This is a genomic window from Nonomuraea sp. AD125B, from assembly GCF_041402765.1.
Taxonomy (GTDB): Bacteria; Actinomycetota; Actinomycetes; order Streptosporangiales; family Streptosporangiaceae; genus Nonomuraea; species Nonomuraea bangladeshensis.
On the sequence record NZ_JBGLOU010000001.1, the window covers coordinates 949,440 to 965,327 of the forward strand.

14 protein-coding genes are annotated in these 15,888 nt (G+C 71.9%); 10 read left to right on the plus strand and 4 right to left on the minus strand.

Annotated elements, in window-relative coordinates; genetic code table 11:
• Nucleotides 1-183: 183 nt before the first annotated feature.
• The 3 genes from ACBR40_RS04400 to ACBR40_RS04410 all read left to right on the plus strand — a co-directional run bounded on the left by ACBR40_RS04400 (nucleotide 184) and on the right by ACBR40_RS04410 (nucleotide 3,265).
• Nucleotides 184-1,068: a Gfo/Idh/MocA family protein gene (locus tag ACBR40_RS04400; RefSeq protein WP_371247486.1), complete on the plus strand. Its 885-nt coding sequence runs from the start codon at nucleotides 184-186 to the stop codon at nucleotides 1,066-1,068.
• A gap of 88 nt (nucleotides 1,069-1,156) precedes the next feature.
• A complete protein-coding gene (locus tag ACBR40_RS04405; RefSeq protein WP_371247487.1) occupies nucleotides 1,157-2,164 on the plus strand; it encodes an NAD-dependent epimerase/dehydratase family protein in 1,008 nt (335 codons plus the stop codon).
• Nucleotides 2,165-2,209: 45 nt separating this feature from the next.
• The gene (locus ACBR40_RS04410) at nucleotides 2,210-3,265 is read left to right on the plus strand and encodes a dihydrodipicolinate synthase family protein (RefSeq protein ID WP_364457676.1); all 1,056 of its coding nucleotides are present in this window, start codon (nucleotides 2,210-2,212) and stop codon (nucleotides 3,263-3,265) included.
• Between the two features lie 4 nt (nucleotides 3,266-3,269).
• On the opposite strand, the gene ACBR40_RS04415 is transcribed toward ACBR40_RS04410, so the two are convergent.
• Nucleotides 3,270-4,475 carry a hypothetical protein gene (locus ACBR40_RS04415; protein WP_371247488.1) on the minus strand — a complete coding sequence of 402 codons (1,206 nt, stop codon included), beginning with the start codon at nucleotides 4,473-4,475 and terminating at the stop codon, nucleotides 3,270-3,272.
• A gap of 65 nt (nucleotides 4,476-4,540) precedes the next feature.
• On the opposite strand from ACBR40_RS04415, the gene ACBR40_RS04420 reads away from it, so the two are divergent.
• The 5 genes from ACBR40_RS04420 (at nucleotide 4,541) to ACBR40_RS04440 (ending at nucleotide 9,800) form a co-directional block, all read left to right on the plus strand.
• Nucleotides 4,541-5,680, plus strand: coding sequence for a DegT/DnrJ/EryC1/StrS family aminotransferase (locus ACBR40_RS04420; protein WP_371247489.1), 1,140 nt, complete (start codon nucleotides 4,541-4,543; stop codon nucleotides 5,678-5,680).
• 85 nt (nucleotides 5,681-5,765) lie between these two features.
• On the plus strand, nucleotides 5,766-7,013 hold the full coding sequence (locus tag ACBR40_RS04425) for a sugar ABC transporter substrate-binding protein (RefSeq protein ID WP_344215983.1): 1,248 nt from the start codon (nucleotides 5,766-5,768) through the stop codon (nucleotides 7,011-7,013).
• Between the two features lie 70 nt (nucleotides 7,014-7,083).
• Complete coding sequence (locus ACBR40_RS04430) at nucleotides 7,084-7,926, plus strand: carbohydrate ABC transporter permease (RefSeq protein ID WP_371247490.1); 843 nt, start codon at nucleotides 7,084-7,086, stop codon at nucleotides 7,924-7,926.
• Entirely contained in the window at nucleotides 7,923-8,789 is an 867-nt protein-coding gene (locus ACBR40_RS04435) for a carbohydrate ABC transporter permease (RefSeq protein WP_344215979.1), read from the plus strand. The genes ACBR40_RS04430 and ACBR40_RS04435 overlap by 4 nt, the downstream gene beginning before the upstream one ends.
• A gap of 63 nt (nucleotides 8,790-8,852) precedes the next feature.
• On the plus strand, nucleotides 8,853-9,800 hold the full coding sequence (locus tag ACBR40_RS04440; protein ID WP_371247491.1) for a dihydrodipicolinate synthase family protein: 948 nt from the start codon (nucleotides 8,853-8,855) through the stop codon (nucleotides 9,798-9,800).
• On the opposite strand, the gene ACBR40_RS04445 is transcribed toward ACBR40_RS04440, so the two are convergent.
• Genes ACBR40_RS04445 through ACBR40_RS04455 form a run of 3 tightly spaced genes read right to left on the minus strand, consistent with a single transcriptional unit; the run spans nucleotide 9,744 to nucleotide 13,179 of the window.
• Complete coding sequence (locus ACBR40_RS04445; protein ID WP_371247492.1) at nucleotides 9,744-11,684, minus strand: hypothetical protein; 1,941 nt, start codon at nucleotides 11,682-11,684, stop codon at nucleotides 9,744-9,746. The genes ACBR40_RS04440 and ACBR40_RS04445 overlap by 57 nt on opposite strands.
• A complete protein-coding gene (locus ACBR40_RS04450; RefSeq protein ID WP_371247493.1) occupies nucleotides 11,681-12,457 on the minus strand; it encodes an amidohydrolase family protein in 777 nt (258 codons plus the stop codon). The genes ACBR40_RS04445 and ACBR40_RS04450 overlap by 4 nt, the downstream gene beginning before the upstream one ends.
• Complete coding sequence (locus ACBR40_RS04455; protein WP_371247494.1) at nucleotides 12,454-13,179, minus strand: amidohydrolase family protein; 726 nt, start codon at nucleotides 13,177-13,179, stop codon at nucleotides 12,454-12,456. Before ACBR40_RS04455 ends, ACBR40_RS04450 begins: the two co-directional genes overlap by 4 nt.
• An 82-nt stretch (nucleotides 13,180-13,261) precedes the next feature.
• Between ACBR40_RS04455 and ACBR40_RS04460 the strand changes: the two genes are divergently transcribed.
• Both ACBR40_RS04460 and ACBR40_RS04465 read left to right on the plus strand, forming a co-directional pair.
• Nucleotides 13,262-15,268, plus strand: a complete 2,007-nt coding sequence (locus tag ACBR40_RS04460) for a PQQ-binding-like beta-propeller repeat protein (protein WP_371247495.1) — start codon at nucleotides 13,262-13,264, stop codon at nucleotides 15,266-15,268.
• 196 nt (nucleotides 15,269-15,464) lie between these two features.
• Nucleotides 15,465-15,875, plus strand: coding sequence for a hypothetical protein (locus ACBR40_RS04465; protein ID WP_344215966.1), 411 nt, complete (start codon nucleotides 15,465-15,467; stop codon nucleotides 15,873-15,875).
• Nucleotides 15,876-15,888 lie beyond the last annotated feature (13 nt).

The window sequence follows — 15,888 nt, forward strand, 5'->3', positions numbered from 1 at the left end:
AACATGCGGGGGGACGTGCACAGCGCCACCTCCAGGGGCTCGTGCAGGCGTGATAACGGTCCTGACCGTAACTTGGCAAGGCGGGTCCGTCAATGACGGGGCTGTCATGAGGGCTAGGCTTGCCGCCGCCGTAACCCCGAGGCCGTTGATCCGCCGCCTTTATCCGATATGGAGGGACAGACCGTGCGCATCGCACTCGCCGGGCTCGCCACCAGTCACCCCTACACCGATGCCCGCACCCTGTCCCGCCACGCCGAGCTCATGGTGTGGGAGCCCGACCCGGAGCGGCTCGCCCGATTCAGCGCCGAGCACCCGCGGGCGAAGGTGGCGGGCAGCCTGGAGGAGGCGCTGGCGGGCCGGCTCGACGGGGTGGTGCTGACCGTGCCCAACCCGCAGGTTCCCCGGGCGCTGGCCCAGGTGCTGGAGACCGGGCTGCCCTGCTTCGTGAACAAGCCCGCCGCCGCCGACCGGGCCCAGCTCGACGCGCTCGACCGGCTGCCGATCCATGACCGGGTCCTGTCGAGCTCGGTGCTGCGCTTCGCCCCCGCCTTCGCGGGCAGGCGTGTCGACCGCGACGAGGTGCTGGCGGTGCGGGCCACCGTACGGCACGACGTCGGTCTGTGGGCCACCGGCTACAACGCCTGGCAGGACACGCCGGGCGAGGGCGGCGGCACCATGGTCACCATGGGCATCCACGGCGTGGAGCTGCTGGTGGCGCTGCTCGGCCCCGACGTACGGCTCGCCGGAGCGGCGGGGGCGAAGCGGCACTACACGACGCTCCGCTCCGAGGACACCGGCGTGATGGCGCTGCGCTGGGACGACGGCGTCACCGCCACCGTCGAGATCCTCGGCGTGTCGGAGTCGGAGTCCTACAGCGTCACCCTGCACAAGCGCGACGGCACCGAGACGATCGTGATCGAGAGCGGGGACGACCCGGTCCGCAACCTCGGGTACGAGGCGACGATCGAGGCGTTCCTCGCGATGGTGGGCGGGGCGCCCAGCCCGGTGCCGTGGAGCGAGACCAGGGCCATCCTCGACGTGCTGATCCGCGCGCGCGAAGCCTGCTGACCACCCGAGGAGCGCCGCCTCCCCGTTGACAGCCGACACTTCGCCCAGTTACGGTCTGGGCCGTAAATCGAACTTCGGAGGAGACCGCGTGCGGACGACAGCGGAGCTGGAGGAGCGGCTGGCACGGCCGAGCCAGGAGCTCGTCGACGATCTGGGCAAGCTGGACGGCGACATCATGATCCTGGGGGCCGGCGGCAAGCTCGGACCGAGCCTCGTACGCCTGGCGCTGAACGCCACCGGCGGCGACAGGCGGATCATCGCGGTGTCCCGGTTCTCCGAGCCCGGCCTGGCGGCCGCGCTGAGGGACGAGGGCGCCACGGTGATCGCCGCCGACGTCGCCGACGAGGCCGCGCTGGGCGAGCTGCCGGACGCGCCCAACGTGGTGTTCCTGGTGGGCGCCAAGTTCGGCACGAGCGGCCGCGAGCACGCCGCCTGGTTCACCAACACCTACCTGCCGGGACGCGTCGCCGACCGGTTCGCGGGGAGCAGGATCGCCGCCTTGTCCACGGGGAACGTCTATCCGCTCGTCCCCGTCGCCGAGGGCGGCAGCACCGAGGACTCGCCCGTCGGCCCCGTCGGCGACTACGCGATGAGCTGCCTCGGCAGGGAGCGCGTGCTGACCCACTTCGCCGAGCGCAACAGCACCCCGATGTCGCTGCTGCGCCTCAACTACGCGGTCGAGCTGCGCTACGGCGTGCTGGTCGACCTCGCGCAGAAGGTGCTCGCCGGACAGCCCGTGGACCTGACGACGGGCCAGGTGAACGTGGTCTGGCAGGGCTACGCCAACGAGGTGACGCTGCGCTCGCTGCTGCTCGCCGACGTACCGCCGTACGTGCTCAACGTCACGGGCCCCGAGCTGATCTCGGTGCGGCAGGCGGCGCTGGCCCTCGGCGAGGCCCTGGGCAAGGAGCCGGTGTTCACCGGCGAGCCCGCGCCGACGGCGCTGCTGTCCAACGCCTCGCGCTGTCACCGCCTGTTCGGCTATCCCGAGCTGACCCCCGCCGAGCTGATCGAGCACACCGCGCGCTGGGTCACCGACGGCGGGCCGCTGCTGGGCAAGCCCACCAAGTTCGACCGCCGCGACGGGCGTTTCTGAAAGCGCGTGCTCACTTCACACGGCAACCACAAAGGGGGACCTCACGTGCTCGGCACGGTTTCAGAGGCGCAGACGTCCGTACGCGACCTGTTCAGGCGCGGTCTGGTGATCCCGGCGCACCCGCTGGCCCTGACGGAGGACAGGAGGCTCGACGAGCGCCGCCAGCGCGCGCTGACGCGCTACTACGTCGAGGCCGGCGCCGGCGGGCTGGCGGTGGGCGTGCACACCACGCAGTTCGCCCTGCACGGCGGCGGCCTGTTCGCGCCCGTGCTCGAACTGGCCGCGACCACGGCCAGGGAGGCCGGCCGCGAGGTCGTGCTGGTGGCCGGCGCGACCGGCCCGACCCGCCAGGCGGTGGCGGAGGCGGAGCTGGCCCGCTCCCTCGGCTATCACATGGTGCTGCTCAGCCCGCACCGGGAGCTCGACGAGGACGGGCTGATCGCGCGGGCCAGGGCCGTGGGGGAGGTGCTGCCCGTGATCGGCTTCTACCTGCAGCCCGCGGTGGGCGGGCGGCCCCTGTCGCGCGACTTCTGGACGCGGTTGGCGAGCATCGAGTCCGTGGTGGGCGTCAAGGTCGCGCCCTTCGACCGCTACCGCACGCTGGACGTGCTGCACGGCGTCGTACGGGCCGGCCGCGCCGGCGAGGTCGCGCTCTACACGGGCAACGACGACCACATCCTGGCCGACCTCATCACCTCGCACCGGGTGGTCGTGGACGGGCGGCAGGTGGAGGTGGAGTTCGTCGGCGGCCTGCTCGGCCAGTGGGCCGTGTGGGTGCGGCGGGCGGTGGAGCTGCTGGAGGAGGCCAAGCTGGCGCGCTCGGGCGACGACGCCGCGGTGCGCCGGCTGCTCGGCCTCGACGGCCACCTGACCGACGCCAACGCGGCCATCTTCGACTCGGCGAACGGCTTCCACGGCTGCATCCCCGGCATCCACGAGGTGCTGCGCCGCCAGGGGCTGCTGGCGGGCCGCTGGTGCCTGGACCCGGAGGAGGACCTGTCGCCCGGGCAGCTCGCCGAGATCGACCGGATCTGGGCCGCCTACCCCTGGCTGCGCGACGACGACTTCGTGGCCCAAGGGCTGGACCGATGGCTGGCCTGAGCGGCTACAGGGTGAGGCGGTAGAGCGTGAGGGGACGGCCGCTGGACCCGCTGGTCAGGTTGCCGGTGCGCTCGGCCAGTCCGGCAAGCTCCAGCCGGTGCAGCATGCGCCGGGCGGTGCGCTGCTGGACGCCGAGCCGCTCGGCGATCTCGCGGGTGGTCAGCGCCTCCCCGCCGGCCGCGTCGCGGGCCTGCAGCAGCTTCTCCAGCGTCGGCACCGACAGCCCCACGCGGCGGGCGATCAGCGCCAGGTTCTGCTCGCCGGAGGGCGCGCTGATCACCGATTCCAGCACGATGTCGGTGTCGGCGCGCAGGGACAGCACGGCGGCCACGTTCCCGATGCGCCTGGCCCTGGCCAGGGCGCGGCGGGCCAGGCTCTCGGCTTCGGCGGCGCTGCGCCCGAGGCCGAAGCCCACCCGCGCCACGCTGCTGTGAGCGGCCAGCCGCGCCAGCATGGGCAGGCCCGTGAAGCCGCCCGTGGCGTCGTGGAGCGGGCCGCGGGTGGTCACCAGCAGGTGCGTGCCCCCGCGGAACCCGGCCAGCGTGCCGGCCAGCGCCCCGGCCTCGCGCAGCAGGCCCTCCTCGCCGTCCACCTCGACCAGGCCGAGCGCGATCTGCGCGTCCTCCTGGGCCTGGCCCTCGGCGGTGAGCAGGAGCTGGCGCAGCGCCGTGCGCACCGAGTGCTCCGACGGCGCCAGCCGCAGCACCTGCATGTCGCCGCGCAACGCCTCGTGCACCGAGCTGAGGCAGGTGATCACGGGATGGTCGGGGGAGCGGCGGTGGAAGGCGATGATCTTCTTGGAGGTGGTCTCCGGCCGGTAGCCGAGCGTGCGCAGGCCACCGGTGGGCAGGCCGGCCTCGACGAACGTGGCGGTGACGTCGGCGGGCGCGATGGTGTCGATGGACAGGCGGGTGATGTCGCGGCCCTCGTGCTGGAGCCGTACGAGGGCGCTCAGCAGCGTCGCGCCGGAGTAGTCGACGAACACGGCGGGGCGGGTGAGCACGTCGGCGCCGCGGGCCAGCATGTACGGGACGATGCCGGTGAACAGCCAGCCCTCGACCGAGCCGGCCTGGGCCTCGACGATGGCCGGCGCCTGCGACTCGTGGTCGTAGTCGAGCCGGAGCGTGCTCACGCCGGGCTGCTCCTCGCAGGTGGCCGCGACGTCGTCGACCAGGTCGTGCGGGCCGACGACTCCGATGACGAAACCCACCCGCGTCTCCTTCCGTTTTACGGTCTAGACCGAAAGGCTATCCGGTGACCCTGCACTTTCCCAACATGGCCGAACCCGCGGGCCGCACCCTCGGCGACGAGGAGCTCGCGGCGCTGGAGCGGGTGATCCGCTCCGGCATGCTCAACTCCGTCTGGGGGAGCGAGGCGCGAGCGCTCGAACGCGAGGTCGCGGAGCTGTACGGCTCCCGCCACGCGATCGCGTGCTCCTCCGGCACCGCGGCCCTCCACCTGTCGGTCGTGGCGGCGGCGCCGGATCCCGGTGACGAGATCATCACGACGCCGATCACGGACTTCGGGACAGTGGCCCCTATCTTGGCGCAGAACGCGGTTCCTGTCTTCGCCGACGTGGATCCGTCCGACGGCAACCTCGATCCCGACGCGGTGGCCGCGCTCATCGGGCCGCGCACCCGCGCCATCATGGTGGTGCACCTGTTCGGCGCGCCCGCCCGGGTCGGCGAGCTGCGCCGGCTGGCCGACCGGCACGGGCTGACGCTCATCGAGGACTGCGCGCAGGCATGGCTGACCGAGCTGCCCGGCGGCCGGTACGCGGGGACCGCGGGCCACGTCGGCACGCTGAGCCTGCAGCAGTGGAAGCACATCACCTGCGGCGACGGCGGCCTGACGCTCACCGACGACGACGAGCTGGCCAGGCGGATGCGGCTGTTCGCGGACAAGGGATGGGACCGCGCCGCGGGCCGTTCGCACGAGAGCCTCGGTCTCAATTACCGGATGACCGAGCTGCAGGCGGCGGTCGCCCGCGCCCAGCTCGCGAAGCTGCCCGGGGTCGTCGAGTCCAGACGCCGCACGGCCGCCGAGCTGATCGCGGCCCTGCGCGCGCTCGACCTGGGCCTCGGCCTGCCGCGGCCGGACGGGCACGCGTGGTGGCTGTTCCCGATCGTCCTGCCCGGCGGCGGCGCGGCCGGGCTGGCCGCACACCTGAGCGCGGCCGGAGTCCCCGCGCGGGCCGGCTATCTGCGCGAACCGCTCAACCACGCCCCGCTGTGGGACGGGCCGATCTACGGCTCCTCGCGCTACCCCTTGCGGGACTACCGCCCCGCCCCCTGCCCGGAGGCCGAACGGCTGGTCGCGGCCACGCTGCTCACCGTCGAATGGAACGAGCACTACACGTCCGAGCACGTCAAGGTCATCGCGGAAGCCGTCGCGGACTACTCCGCCCGGGCCTAGTTACGTTCATGTATCAGGCATTGACCGGGCCATCCGCTATCACTAGGTTTCGGTCAGGACCGGTATTCAGGAAAGGAAGCCGCCGATGAGAAAGCTAGCGGCAGCAGGCATAGCGGTCGCCCTCACCGTCGTGACCGGCGCGTGCGGATCCGGTGGCTCGGGCTCGGACAAGAGCACGGTGACGCTCTGGATGTACCCCGTGATCTCGGACCAGGCCAAGAACAAGGCGTTCTGGGACAAGGTCGAGAAGGACTTCGAGGCCAAGAACCCCTCGATCGACGTGACGATCGACCAGCAGCCCTGGGACAGCCGCCAGGAGAAGGTCACCACGGCCCTGGCCTCCAGGAAGGGCTTCGACCTCACCCTGCTCGGCCCGGACCAGATCCCGCAGTTCGCCGGGCAGGGCACGCTGGAGCCCGTGGACGACGTGGTCGCGGCGAACAAGAGCGGCTATCTGCCCAACGCCCTCACCGCGCTCAGCGTGAACGGCAAGCTCTACGGCGTGCCCATCTACCAGACGATCACCGCCCCCATCTACAACAAGAAGCTCTTCGCCGACGCGGGCGTCACGAAGGTGCCGGAGACGCTGGAGGAGCTGAAGGAGGCCGCCCCCAAGCTGGCCGCCAACAAGGTCGCCGTCCTCGACTACCCGGGCAAGCCGGAGATCTCGCTCAACCAGAGCTTCTACCCGATCCTGTGGGCCAACGGCGGCTCGGTGTTCTCCCCCGACGGCAAGAGCGTGACCGTCAACAACGAGCAGGGCGTCGCGAGCCTGCAGTTCCTGCTCGACCTCAAGGCGCTCGGCGGCCTGCCGCAGAACACCGCCAGCAAGGGCAACGACATCGAGGGCGGCGCGCTCGCCGGCGGCAAGACCGCCATGTACCACGCGGCCACGGCGCTCAACGCCGTACAGCTCGGCGCCGCCATCGGCGCGGAGAACGTCGGCGTCGGCCTGCCGCTGGAGGGGACCAAGCGGGTGGCGTTCGGCATCCCCGGCGGCCTGGTCCTCGCCAAGCACTCCGAGAACAAGGACGCGGCCAGGAAGCTCGCCGCCTACATCTCCTCCCCGGAGGTCGCCGGCGAGCTGGCCAAGGAGTCCGGCTTCTTCTCCGCGCGCACCGACGTGACGATCCCCGGCCAGTCGGAGATCTCCAAGGAGTTCGCCAAGTCGCTGCAGTACGCCTTCCCCGGCGACACCCACCCCAAGGCCCGCCAGGTCATGGCGATGGTCGCGGCCCACATCCAGGCGGCGCTGATCGGCAAGGAGGACGCCAAGACGGCCCTCGACGCCGCCGCCAAGGAGGCCGACGAACTGCTGGCCAGCGGTGGCTGAGGCGACCCGGGCCCGCTCCGGCGGGCCCCTCCAGGCAAGACGGGACCGACGAGGGCGCCTGCGTGACCCGATGACGGGGCTGCTGTTCGTGCTCCCGATGCTCGTGCTGTTCCTGATCTTCAAGATCTTCCCGACGCTCGGGGCGGCGGGCATGAGCCTGACGAACTGGAGCATCGGCGGCGACTGGAGCTTCGTCGGCGCCGACAACTACGCGCGGCTCGTGAACGACCCGAACTTCTGGTCGAGCCTGCGGGCCACGCTGGTCTACACCGTGATCTACGTGCCGCTCGTCATGGCCGTCTCGCTCGGCAGCGCCCTGCTGCTCAACAGCATCATCTTCATGCGCGGGCTGTTCCGCGGCATCCTCTTCCTGCCGTACGTGACCAGCTTCGTCTTCGCCGGCATCATCTGGCGGTGGATCTACGAGTTCGACGGCCTGCTCAACGGCGTGCTGGCCAAGCTCGACCTCGGGCCCGTCGCCTTCATGGAACGCACGGAGCTGGTGCTGCCCGCCCTGGCTCTTGTCTCCTGCTGGAAGGGCTTCGGCTACTCCATGCTGATCCTGCTGGCGGGGCTGAAGGCCATCCCCGGCTCCTATCTGGAGGCGGCCAAGGTCGACGGCGCCGGCCCCTGGCAGCGTTTCCGCGGCATCACCCTGCCCCTGCTCAAGCCGGCGATCTTCTTCGTCCTGGTGATCGAGACCATCGCCTCGTTCCAGGTCTTCGACACGATCTACGTGATGACCGGCGGCGGGCCCGCCAAGGCCAGCTACACCCTCATCTACGGCATCTTCGAACGCGGCTTCAGGTTCTGGGAGTTCGGCTACGCGGCGACCTGGGGGATGGTGCTCTTCGCCATCGTGCTGGTCGTCTCACTGATCCAGCGCCGGTTCGTCGGCAAGGAGAACGCATGACGTTGACGGCCACGCGCCCCGCCGTCCAGAACCGGCCGGCCGTCGAGCGCCCCCGCCGCCGCCACGGACGGCGGTGGCCGCTCTACACGCTGCTCGCGCTCATGTCGCTGCTGACGCTCGGCCCGTTCGCCGCGATGATCATCGTGGCGCTGTCGCCCCGGGGGAAGCCGACCGTGCCGGCGCAGTGGCCGGACTCGCTCACCTTCGACAACATCACGCAGGTGCTGAGCGCGTCCGGGTTCGCCGAGTGGACACTCAACTCGCTGGTCTACTCGGGCGTGTCGGTGGCGGTCATCCTGCTCACCGCGTCGATGGCCGGCTACGCGTTCGCCAAGAAGCGCTTCCCCGGCCGCGACACCATCCTGTGGACGTTCCTCGCCACCATGATGGTGCCGTTCCAGGCCACGCTCATCCCGCTGTACGTGCTCGTCTCCGACCTCGACGGCGTCGACACCTTCTGGGGGCTGATCGTGCCGACGCTGGCCAACTCCCAGGCGGTCTTCCTGATGCGGCAGTTCATCCTGGGCCTGCCCGACGAGCTGTTCGACGCCGCCAAGGTCGACGGGGCCTCGGAGCTGCGCGTCTACTGGACGATCGTGGTGCCGCTGACCAAGCCGATCCTGGCCACCCTCGGCGTGTTCGTCTTCCTGTGGCACTGGAACGACTTCCTGTGGCCGCTGGTGATCTCGCAGAGCGACGCCACCCGGACGCTGACCGTCGGGCTGACGGTGCTGAAGACGGAGGAGCTGCAGTGGTCGATGCTGATGTCCTCCGCCGCCGTCTCGGCCGTGCCGTGCCTGGTGGTCTTCTTCCTGCTGCAGCGCTACCTGGTCAACAGCATCGCGATGACCGGCCTGAAGTGACCGGCTCCCCCTCGCGCGGATGAACGGCCTACTCTGGTCGCCCTGAAACGTGAGGGAGCGAGCATGAGCATGCCGATCGACGCGCGGGCCGCCGGGTTGCGCGACCGCCTGCGCGGGAGCCTGGCCGCCGCGGCGCTGACGCCGATGACCCCGGCGGGGGAGGTGGACCTCGACGTCGCGGAGGAGTACTTCCTGCGGCTGGTCGCCTCGGGCGCCGGCGCCCTGGCCGTGCTCGCCCACACCGGCCGCGGGCCCTTCCTGCCCGCGGAGGTGCGGGCCGGCCTGATCGTACGCGCCCGCCGGGCGGGCGTCCCCGTGATCGTCGGCGTCGGCTCTTCTGAGGGCGGGGCGGTCGCGGACGCGCGGATGGCGGCCGAGCTGGGCGCCGACGGGGTGCTGGTGTTCCCGGAGCCGGGGGACCGGGTGGCGCTGCACGAGGCGGTGTGGTCGGCGGCCGGGCTGCCGATGATCGCCTTCGACCTCTACACGAACCCGTGCCCGCCCGCCACGCTGCGCCGCATCCTGGACCTGCCCGGCGTGGCCGGACTGAAGACGGCGCTGCTGTCGGACGCGATGGGCTGCCAGGAGACGATCGCGCTCACCCGCGAGGCCGGCCGGCTGGCGATCACCGGCGAGGACCGCATGTTCGGTCCGTCGCTGCTGTGGGGCGCGGAGGCGGCGCTGGTGGGCGTCGCGGCCGCGTCGGTGGGGACGACGGCGGCCGTGCTGCGCGCGTTCGAGGGCGCGGACCTGCGCGGTTTCGAGCAGGCGTCCGCGCGGCTGGACCGGCTGGCGGCGGCCACGTTCACGGCTCCCATGGAGGGCTACGTCCAGCGCATGGCGTGGCTGGCGGCGGCCGAGGGGCTCATCCCCGGGAGCCACGCCCACGACCCGTACGGGCCGGGGCTCCCGGACGGCGAGCGCGCCCGGGTGCTCGCGGCCGCCGCGTGGCCGTCAGATCGCGACGCGGATGAGGTTGCGTCCCTTGAGCGCGTAGAGCGCCTTGCGTGACGGGTCGATGTTGATCCTGGAGCCGCCGCCGAACCAGTCGCTGGCCAGGCCCGTCACGAGCTTCTCCGAGGTGAGGCGCGCCAGGTCGATCCGGTAGACGGCGTCCTCGTCGCTGGTGTAGGCGTACCGGCCGGCGAGCACCAGGTCGCCGCCCCGGTCGCACACCTTCAGCGTGCGGGTGACCTTGCGGCGGAGCAGGTCGTACTCGAACAGCACGCCCGTGTCGGTGATCCCGTACAGGGCGAGCGGGGTGTTCTTGAGGCTCGTGACGGCCTTCGCGCCGGCCACCGGCTCGATCTCCCACTTCACCCGCCGGGTACGCAGGTCGAACGCCGCCAGCCTGGCCGTGGACGTCACCGGCGGCGCGCCCAGCCCCTCCTGGGTGCTGGTGCCCAGGTAGACGGTGCCGAGCAGGGCGGTCAGCGAGAACACGGTCTGGCGCTCGACCACCGGCCGGTAGGTGTCGAGGCGGCCGGTGCGCGGGTCGTACACGTCGAGCGCGCCGTTCTGGTGCCCCGGCTCCGGCTGGGTGGACATCACGATCAGCCCGGTGAGCTGGTCGTGGACCAGGTCCTTGGGCCGGTCCTGGCTCTGGCCGGTGCGGAAGAGCAGCTTGGCCTCGGCGTCGCCGGCGCGGTGGGAGTAGAGGGCGGCCTGGGTGTAGACGCCGAGGTAGGTGGTGTCCTTGACGGTCATGATGGTTTTGGGCTCGCCGGCGATGGTCAGCCGGGTGACCTGGCGGGTGGCCAGGTCGTGGATGTCGCAGCCGCCCTTGCCGCCGACGTAGACGCGCCTGCCGTCGCTGTGCACCGACATCGGCTCCTCGGGCGCGGCCTTGAAGCCCTTCTGCACGTGGCTGACGTAGTCGATCGCGCCGGTGGCCGGGTCGTAGACGAAGATGCCGGGGTCCTGGACGCCGTAGATGCGCCCGCCGTGCTCCAGGATGCGGACGGTCGCCGCCTCGGGGAAGGGCACGCCCAGCACCTCGTACGCGCCGCTCTCCAGGTGGTAGCGGTAGAAGGTCCCGGACGGGCGGCCGGCGAAGTAGACGTAGCCGTCGTGGATCAGCACCGAGACGATGTACTTCTCGCCCGGTGCGGTGGCCTTGACGACCTTGTACGAGGCCGGGTCCGCCTTCTCCAGCACGAGCAGCTCGGCCAGCGAGTTCATGCCGCCCGCGATGTGCGTGTCGCTGATCGACATGCTCGACACCCAGTCGCGGTCGGCGACCTCGGCGGGCAGCAGGTCGCGGGTCTCGCCGGTCGCCCGGTCGATCGCGACGAGGTGGGCGTTGGTGCCGACGCCGGCGTACACGTGGGTGGCGTCGGCCTGGATGCTGCGGACGTACGGCTCGCCGGGGGCGGGCTGGCCGAGGTCGCGGCTGGCGCCGGTGGCGGGGTCGTACTCGAGGACCCGGCCGGGCTGCGAGGTGCCCATGTAGACCTTGCCGTCGGGGGAGGCGGCCATGGTCCAGATGTAGTCGTCGGAGTAGCGCTCCAGCAGCGTCGTGGTGCCGGTCAGCGTGTCGATCCTGTAGAGGTCGGAACGGGTGTGGGTGGCGACGTAGACGTCGGTGCCGACCTTGCACATCGCCCAGATGCCCACGCCGGTGGGGATGTCGAAGTGCGCCGTGACCTTGTCCTGCCCCAGGTCCCAGGCGCCCACGACGTTCGGCGCGAGGCCGCGTGAGCCCAGGTAGAGCACGTCGCCGACGAACTCGGCGTTGCCCAGGGGGCTGGCCACGCTGGCCGGGCCCAGGTCGGTGATCGTGCCCGGCTTCTCGCGGGCGGCGGCCGTCGCGGGGGAGGCGGGCAGGACGGCCGCGCCCGCCGAGACGACGGCGGAGGCGGCTGCGGCTTGGAGGAAACGGCGGCGAGGGATCATGCGCTGGTCACTCCTTGTGAGGGGTCGCCGCACGCTATAACGGGCCGGGCCGTAATGTCCAGCCTGAAGAGCCGTACGGCGTTCCGCCACGCGACCAGCTCGGCCGTCTCCTCGTCCAGGCCCGCCGCCGCCACGGCGCCGAACGCCGAGGCCGGATCGATGAGGGTCGAGTCGGTGCCGAAGAGCAGCCGCTCGGGGTCCACCGCCGCCGCGACCTGCGCGACCCGGCCGGCGGGGGCGTGGGAGTAGCACGGTTCGAGGTAGAGGCGGTCGCAGGCGGCGGCCGCCTCGACGGCGTACGCGTGGCCGTCGGCGCCCATGTGCCCGGCGATGGCCCGCAGGCCCGGCGTGTCCCGGCAGACCTCGGCCAGGTCCAGCACCGTGGCGCCCCACGTGTGGACGAGCGCGGGCACCCCTGCCTCGGCGACCATGGCCAGCGCCTCGCGCGTCTGGGGCGAGGAGGCGGGGGACCGGGTGTAGTCGGTGTGGATCTTGACGCCCACGAACCTGCCGGTGGGCAGGTACGCGCGCAGGTCCCGCTCGGCGTCGGCGAGTCTGCGGGGGTTGACGGTGACGTACCCGAGGTGGCGGTCCTGGGTCTCCAGCCAGGCGGCCAGCGCCCGGTTGCCCGCGGGCGCGTCGTAGATCACCGCCTCGGTGGCCGAGACGATCGACAGGTCGATGCCGTACCGGTCCATGGCGCTCACGTTGGCGGCGGCCACGTCCATGGTGAAGAACCAGGGGCCCCAGTGGGCGTGCACATCGATGATCATCCGAGCAGCCTCCTCGCGTTGCCGCCCGCGACGGCGGCGATCTCCTCCGGCTTCAGCCCGCTGGTCGCCAGGCGCAGCAGGGGGACGACCGGCTCGTAGTGCGGGGTGCGCGAGCCGAAAAGGAGCCGGTCGGCCGGCACGCTCTCCAGCGCGTCGGGCGAGTTCAGCAGGCGCGTCGAGGTGTGGAAACCGGGCTCGTCGGCGGCGAGGACGAGGAAGTCGCCCAGGTGGTAGAAGTGCGTGTCCAGGAAGACCACCGTGGCGTCCAGGCCGGCGAACGGCTGCCAGAAGCGCCGCACGTCGCCCCCGGTCAGCACGACGAGGCCGAGCCGCGCCGCCTTCCTGGCCACGTGGCGCACCGAGGGGAAGCCCGCCTCCACGCCCTGCTCGTCGGGGAAGAGCCTGACGCCCCTGACCCCGGCCTCGGCCAGCCGGTCCATCTCGCGTACGGCGCCGACGGGGTCGCGCAGATCCACGGTCCCGACCGGGACCACCGGGCCGTCCAGCGCCAGGACCTCGTCGTTGCCCGAGCGCACGTCGAACAGCGCGGCCCGCAGGGACGCGACCGCGCCCGCCCGGATGCGGTGCGCGGCCAGCCTGTCGAGCACGGCGGCGGGCGTGCCCGGCGGGCCGTCACGGTCGGGATAGGCGCCGACCAGGACGTCCACGTCGAGGCTCACCTCAAGGTCCCCGATCAGCTTGCTCGCGTCGAAAGCCGTCACAACCGCCTCCATTGACTTCTCAGGCTCAGCACATTACGGTCTGGGCCAAAATTGGGCAACACGCTCTTGTGGAGGTGCGGCCGTGCCGCGCAGACCCCTCGCCATCCCCGCCGCCCTGGCCGCCCTGGCCGCCGGCCTGCTCCTACCCGTGTCCCCGGCCCAGGCGGCCGCCCCGGCGCAACCGTCCACGTGCGACGCGCCACGGGTGGAGACCTTCGGCCCCGCGTCCATGACCGGCGCCATCGTGGGCGCCACCGTCCACCAGGACAAGGCCTACGTCGTCACCCGCGGCCAGAAGCCGCCCGTCCTGGCCGAGCTCGACCTGAACACCCGCACGGTCGTCAGGAGCGTGCGCCTGCCCGACGCCCCGGCCGCCGGGGAGCCGGAGGGCGGCTGGGCCACCGCCGTGGCCGGCGGCAAGGTCTACGTCGGCACCTACCCCGTGCCCGACCTGTACCGGTTCGACCCGGCTACGGGTGAGGTGGCGCATCTGGCCTCGTTCGGCAAGAACGGCGGCTACATCTGGTCGCTGGCCGCCGCCCCCGACGGCACGATCTACGCCGGCACCTACCCCGACGGCCGGGTCAGGGAGTACAACCCCGCCACCGGCGCCGTACGCGACTTCGGCGTGCTGGCCACCGGCGAGCGCTACGTCAGGGCGCTCGCCGCCGACGCCGACAACGTCTACGCGGGCCTGCTCGACAAGGGCAAGCTCATGGCGATCAACCGGGCGACCGGCGCCGTCAAGGAGCTGGCCCAGGGGACGACCGGCATCTCGGTGGTCGTCGAGCACGGCGACCGGATCCTCGCGGTGAGCGGCCAGACCCTCATCGACGTGCGCAAGGACGGCACCGACGCCAGGAACGTCCCCCTCGGCTCGATCAGCAGCCTCGACGCGCTCACCGTGGCCCCGGACGGGACCGTCTACGGCACCTCCCGCCCCGACGGCGCCGTCTACCGCTACCGCACCGGCGACAGCGCCCCCACCAGGATCGCCGACCCGCCCTCCCAGGACGACGAGACCCGGCGGCTCGCGCTGACCGGCGACGGCGCCCTCGTCGGGTTCTCGGGCAGCGGCGGCATGTGGTCGCTCGACCTGGACACCGGGCGCTCGGCCTTCACCGACCTGATCGAGGCCGGCCTGCCGGCGGGCGCGGAACGCCCGCAGAGCATGCTGCTGGTGCCCAACCGCGCCCTGTACGTGGGCGGCCACTTCTTCATGGACGTCCGCGACCTGCGCACCGGCAAGCAGCGCCGCTTCCGCGTCCCCGGAGAGCCCAAGGACCTCGTGCGCCGCGGCGACAAGATCTACGCCGCCGTCTACCCCAGCGGGAACATCATCTCCATCGACCTGCGCACCGACGAGGTCCGCAGCCTCGGCTACCTGGGACACGGCCAGCAGCGCCCCTGGGACATCGAGTACGACGCCGTACGCGACAAGCTGCTGGTCGCCTCCGCCCCGCTGGGCGCCGAGCTGGACGGCGCCCTGTCGATCGTCGATCCCCGCACCGGCCACATCGACGTCTACAAGGGCGTCATCCCCGGCCAGAGCCTGATGAGCCTGTCGCTGGACGAGCGCAAGGGCGTCGTGTACCTCGGCGGCGACGTGCTCGGCGGCGGCGGCACCCCGCCGGTGCACACCACGGCGTCGGTCGCGGCCTTCGACCTGCGGACCCGTACCGTGCTGTGGCAGACGGACCCGGTCGCCGGCTACCGCACCTTCCAGGACATCAAGGTGCACGACGGGCTCCTCTACGGCGTGTACAAGCGCAACTCCGGCGCCTGGATCGCCCTCGACCTCGCCACGAAGACGGTCAAGCACCAGGGGACCCTGTCCGGGTACGGCGAGCTGACCGTCCACCGCGGCCGGGTGTTCGTCAGCACGTTCTTCGGCGGGGGCAACGCCTACGAGCTGAGCGACACGGCCACCCACCTGGCCACCGGGCTGGGAGACGACTGGTACACCAACCCGCAGCTCCACTTCGAGCCCGGCTCCTGGAAGGCATGGGCGCTGAGCGGCCGGCACCTGGCCAGGATCGACCTGAACCCGCGCTGCCCCCTGCTCACCGTCACCCCGCCCCAGAGCTGACAGCGCCCTTCCAAGGCGGAACGTCCGGAGCCTCCCGGCCCCGGGCGTTCCGCCTTGCTGATGCCTACACCCTTCGGTGCAAGGCGTACAGCGAACGGTGCAGGGTCAAGTGACGGTCATCGGACGACGCGCTCCCGATGCGTCCCGGCCTAACGTTTCTCGTCGTCACAACCGGATGAGGACTGAAGGAGCCGCCATGAGCAAGAGAGTGCTGACCGTGGTCGCCGGGCTGAGCCTGACAGCCGGCCTGCTGGGATCGGCCGGCGCCCAGGCCGGCACGGCCGGCCAGGTCGCCGCTGCGACGGCCGCGCCGAAGCCGCCGAAGGGCGCCAGGGCGGTGGTGCGGGTCAGCCCGAACCCCACCACCCGGCGCGGCCAGGAGGTGACGATCACCGGTCACTGCGGCGGCGGCGAAGGGCTCAAGGCCGTGCTCGCCGGGCTCGACAGGAAGCACCCGGTGCTGCGGAACGTCCGCATCGTCGAGGACGATCCGAAGGGGTTCGTGGCCAAGGCGACCCTCGCGTCCACGATCGGCAACGGCGTCGGTCCCGTTTTCGTCGACTGCGGCGGCGAGGCGGGCGTGACCCTCCTGGTCACCCACGTCTGATCCGGACCCGTCA

Bases quoted from the DNA above. Each gene is read 5' to 3' on its own strand.
- ACBR40_RS04420 (WP_371247489.1), top strand. From the start codon at position 4,541: ATGGCCGAACCCGCGGGCCGCACCCTCGGCGACGAGGAGCTCGCGGCG.
- ACBR40_RS04425 (WP_344215983.1), top strand. From the start codon at position 5,766: ATGAGAAAGCTAGCGGCAGCAGGCATAGCGGTCGCCCTCACCGTCGTG.
- ACBR40_RS04430 (WP_371247490.1), top strand. From the start codon at position 7,084: ATGACGGGGCTGCTGTTCGTGCTCCCGATGCTCGTGCTGTTCCTGATC.
- ACBR40_RS04435 (WP_344215979.1), top strand. From the start codon at position 7,923: ATGACGTTGACGGCCACGCGCCCCGCCGTCCAGAACCGGCCGGCCGTC.
- ACBR40_RS04440 (WP_371247491.1), top strand. From the start codon at position 8,853: ATGAGCATGCCGATCGACGCGCGGGCCGCCGGGTTGCGCGACCGCCTG.
- ACBR40_RS04445 (WP_371247492.1), bottom strand. From the start codon at position 11,684: ATGATCCCTCGCCGCCGTTTCCTCCAAGCCGCAGCCGCCTCCGCCGTC.
- ACBR40_RS04450 (WP_371247493.1), bottom strand. From the start codon at position 12,457: ATGATCATCGATGTGCACGCCCACTGGGGCCCCTGGTTCTTCACCATG.
- ACBR40_RS04465 (WP_344215966.1), top strand. From the start codon at position 15,465: ATGAGCAAGAGAGTGCTGACCGTGGTCGCCGGGCTGAGCCTGACAGCC.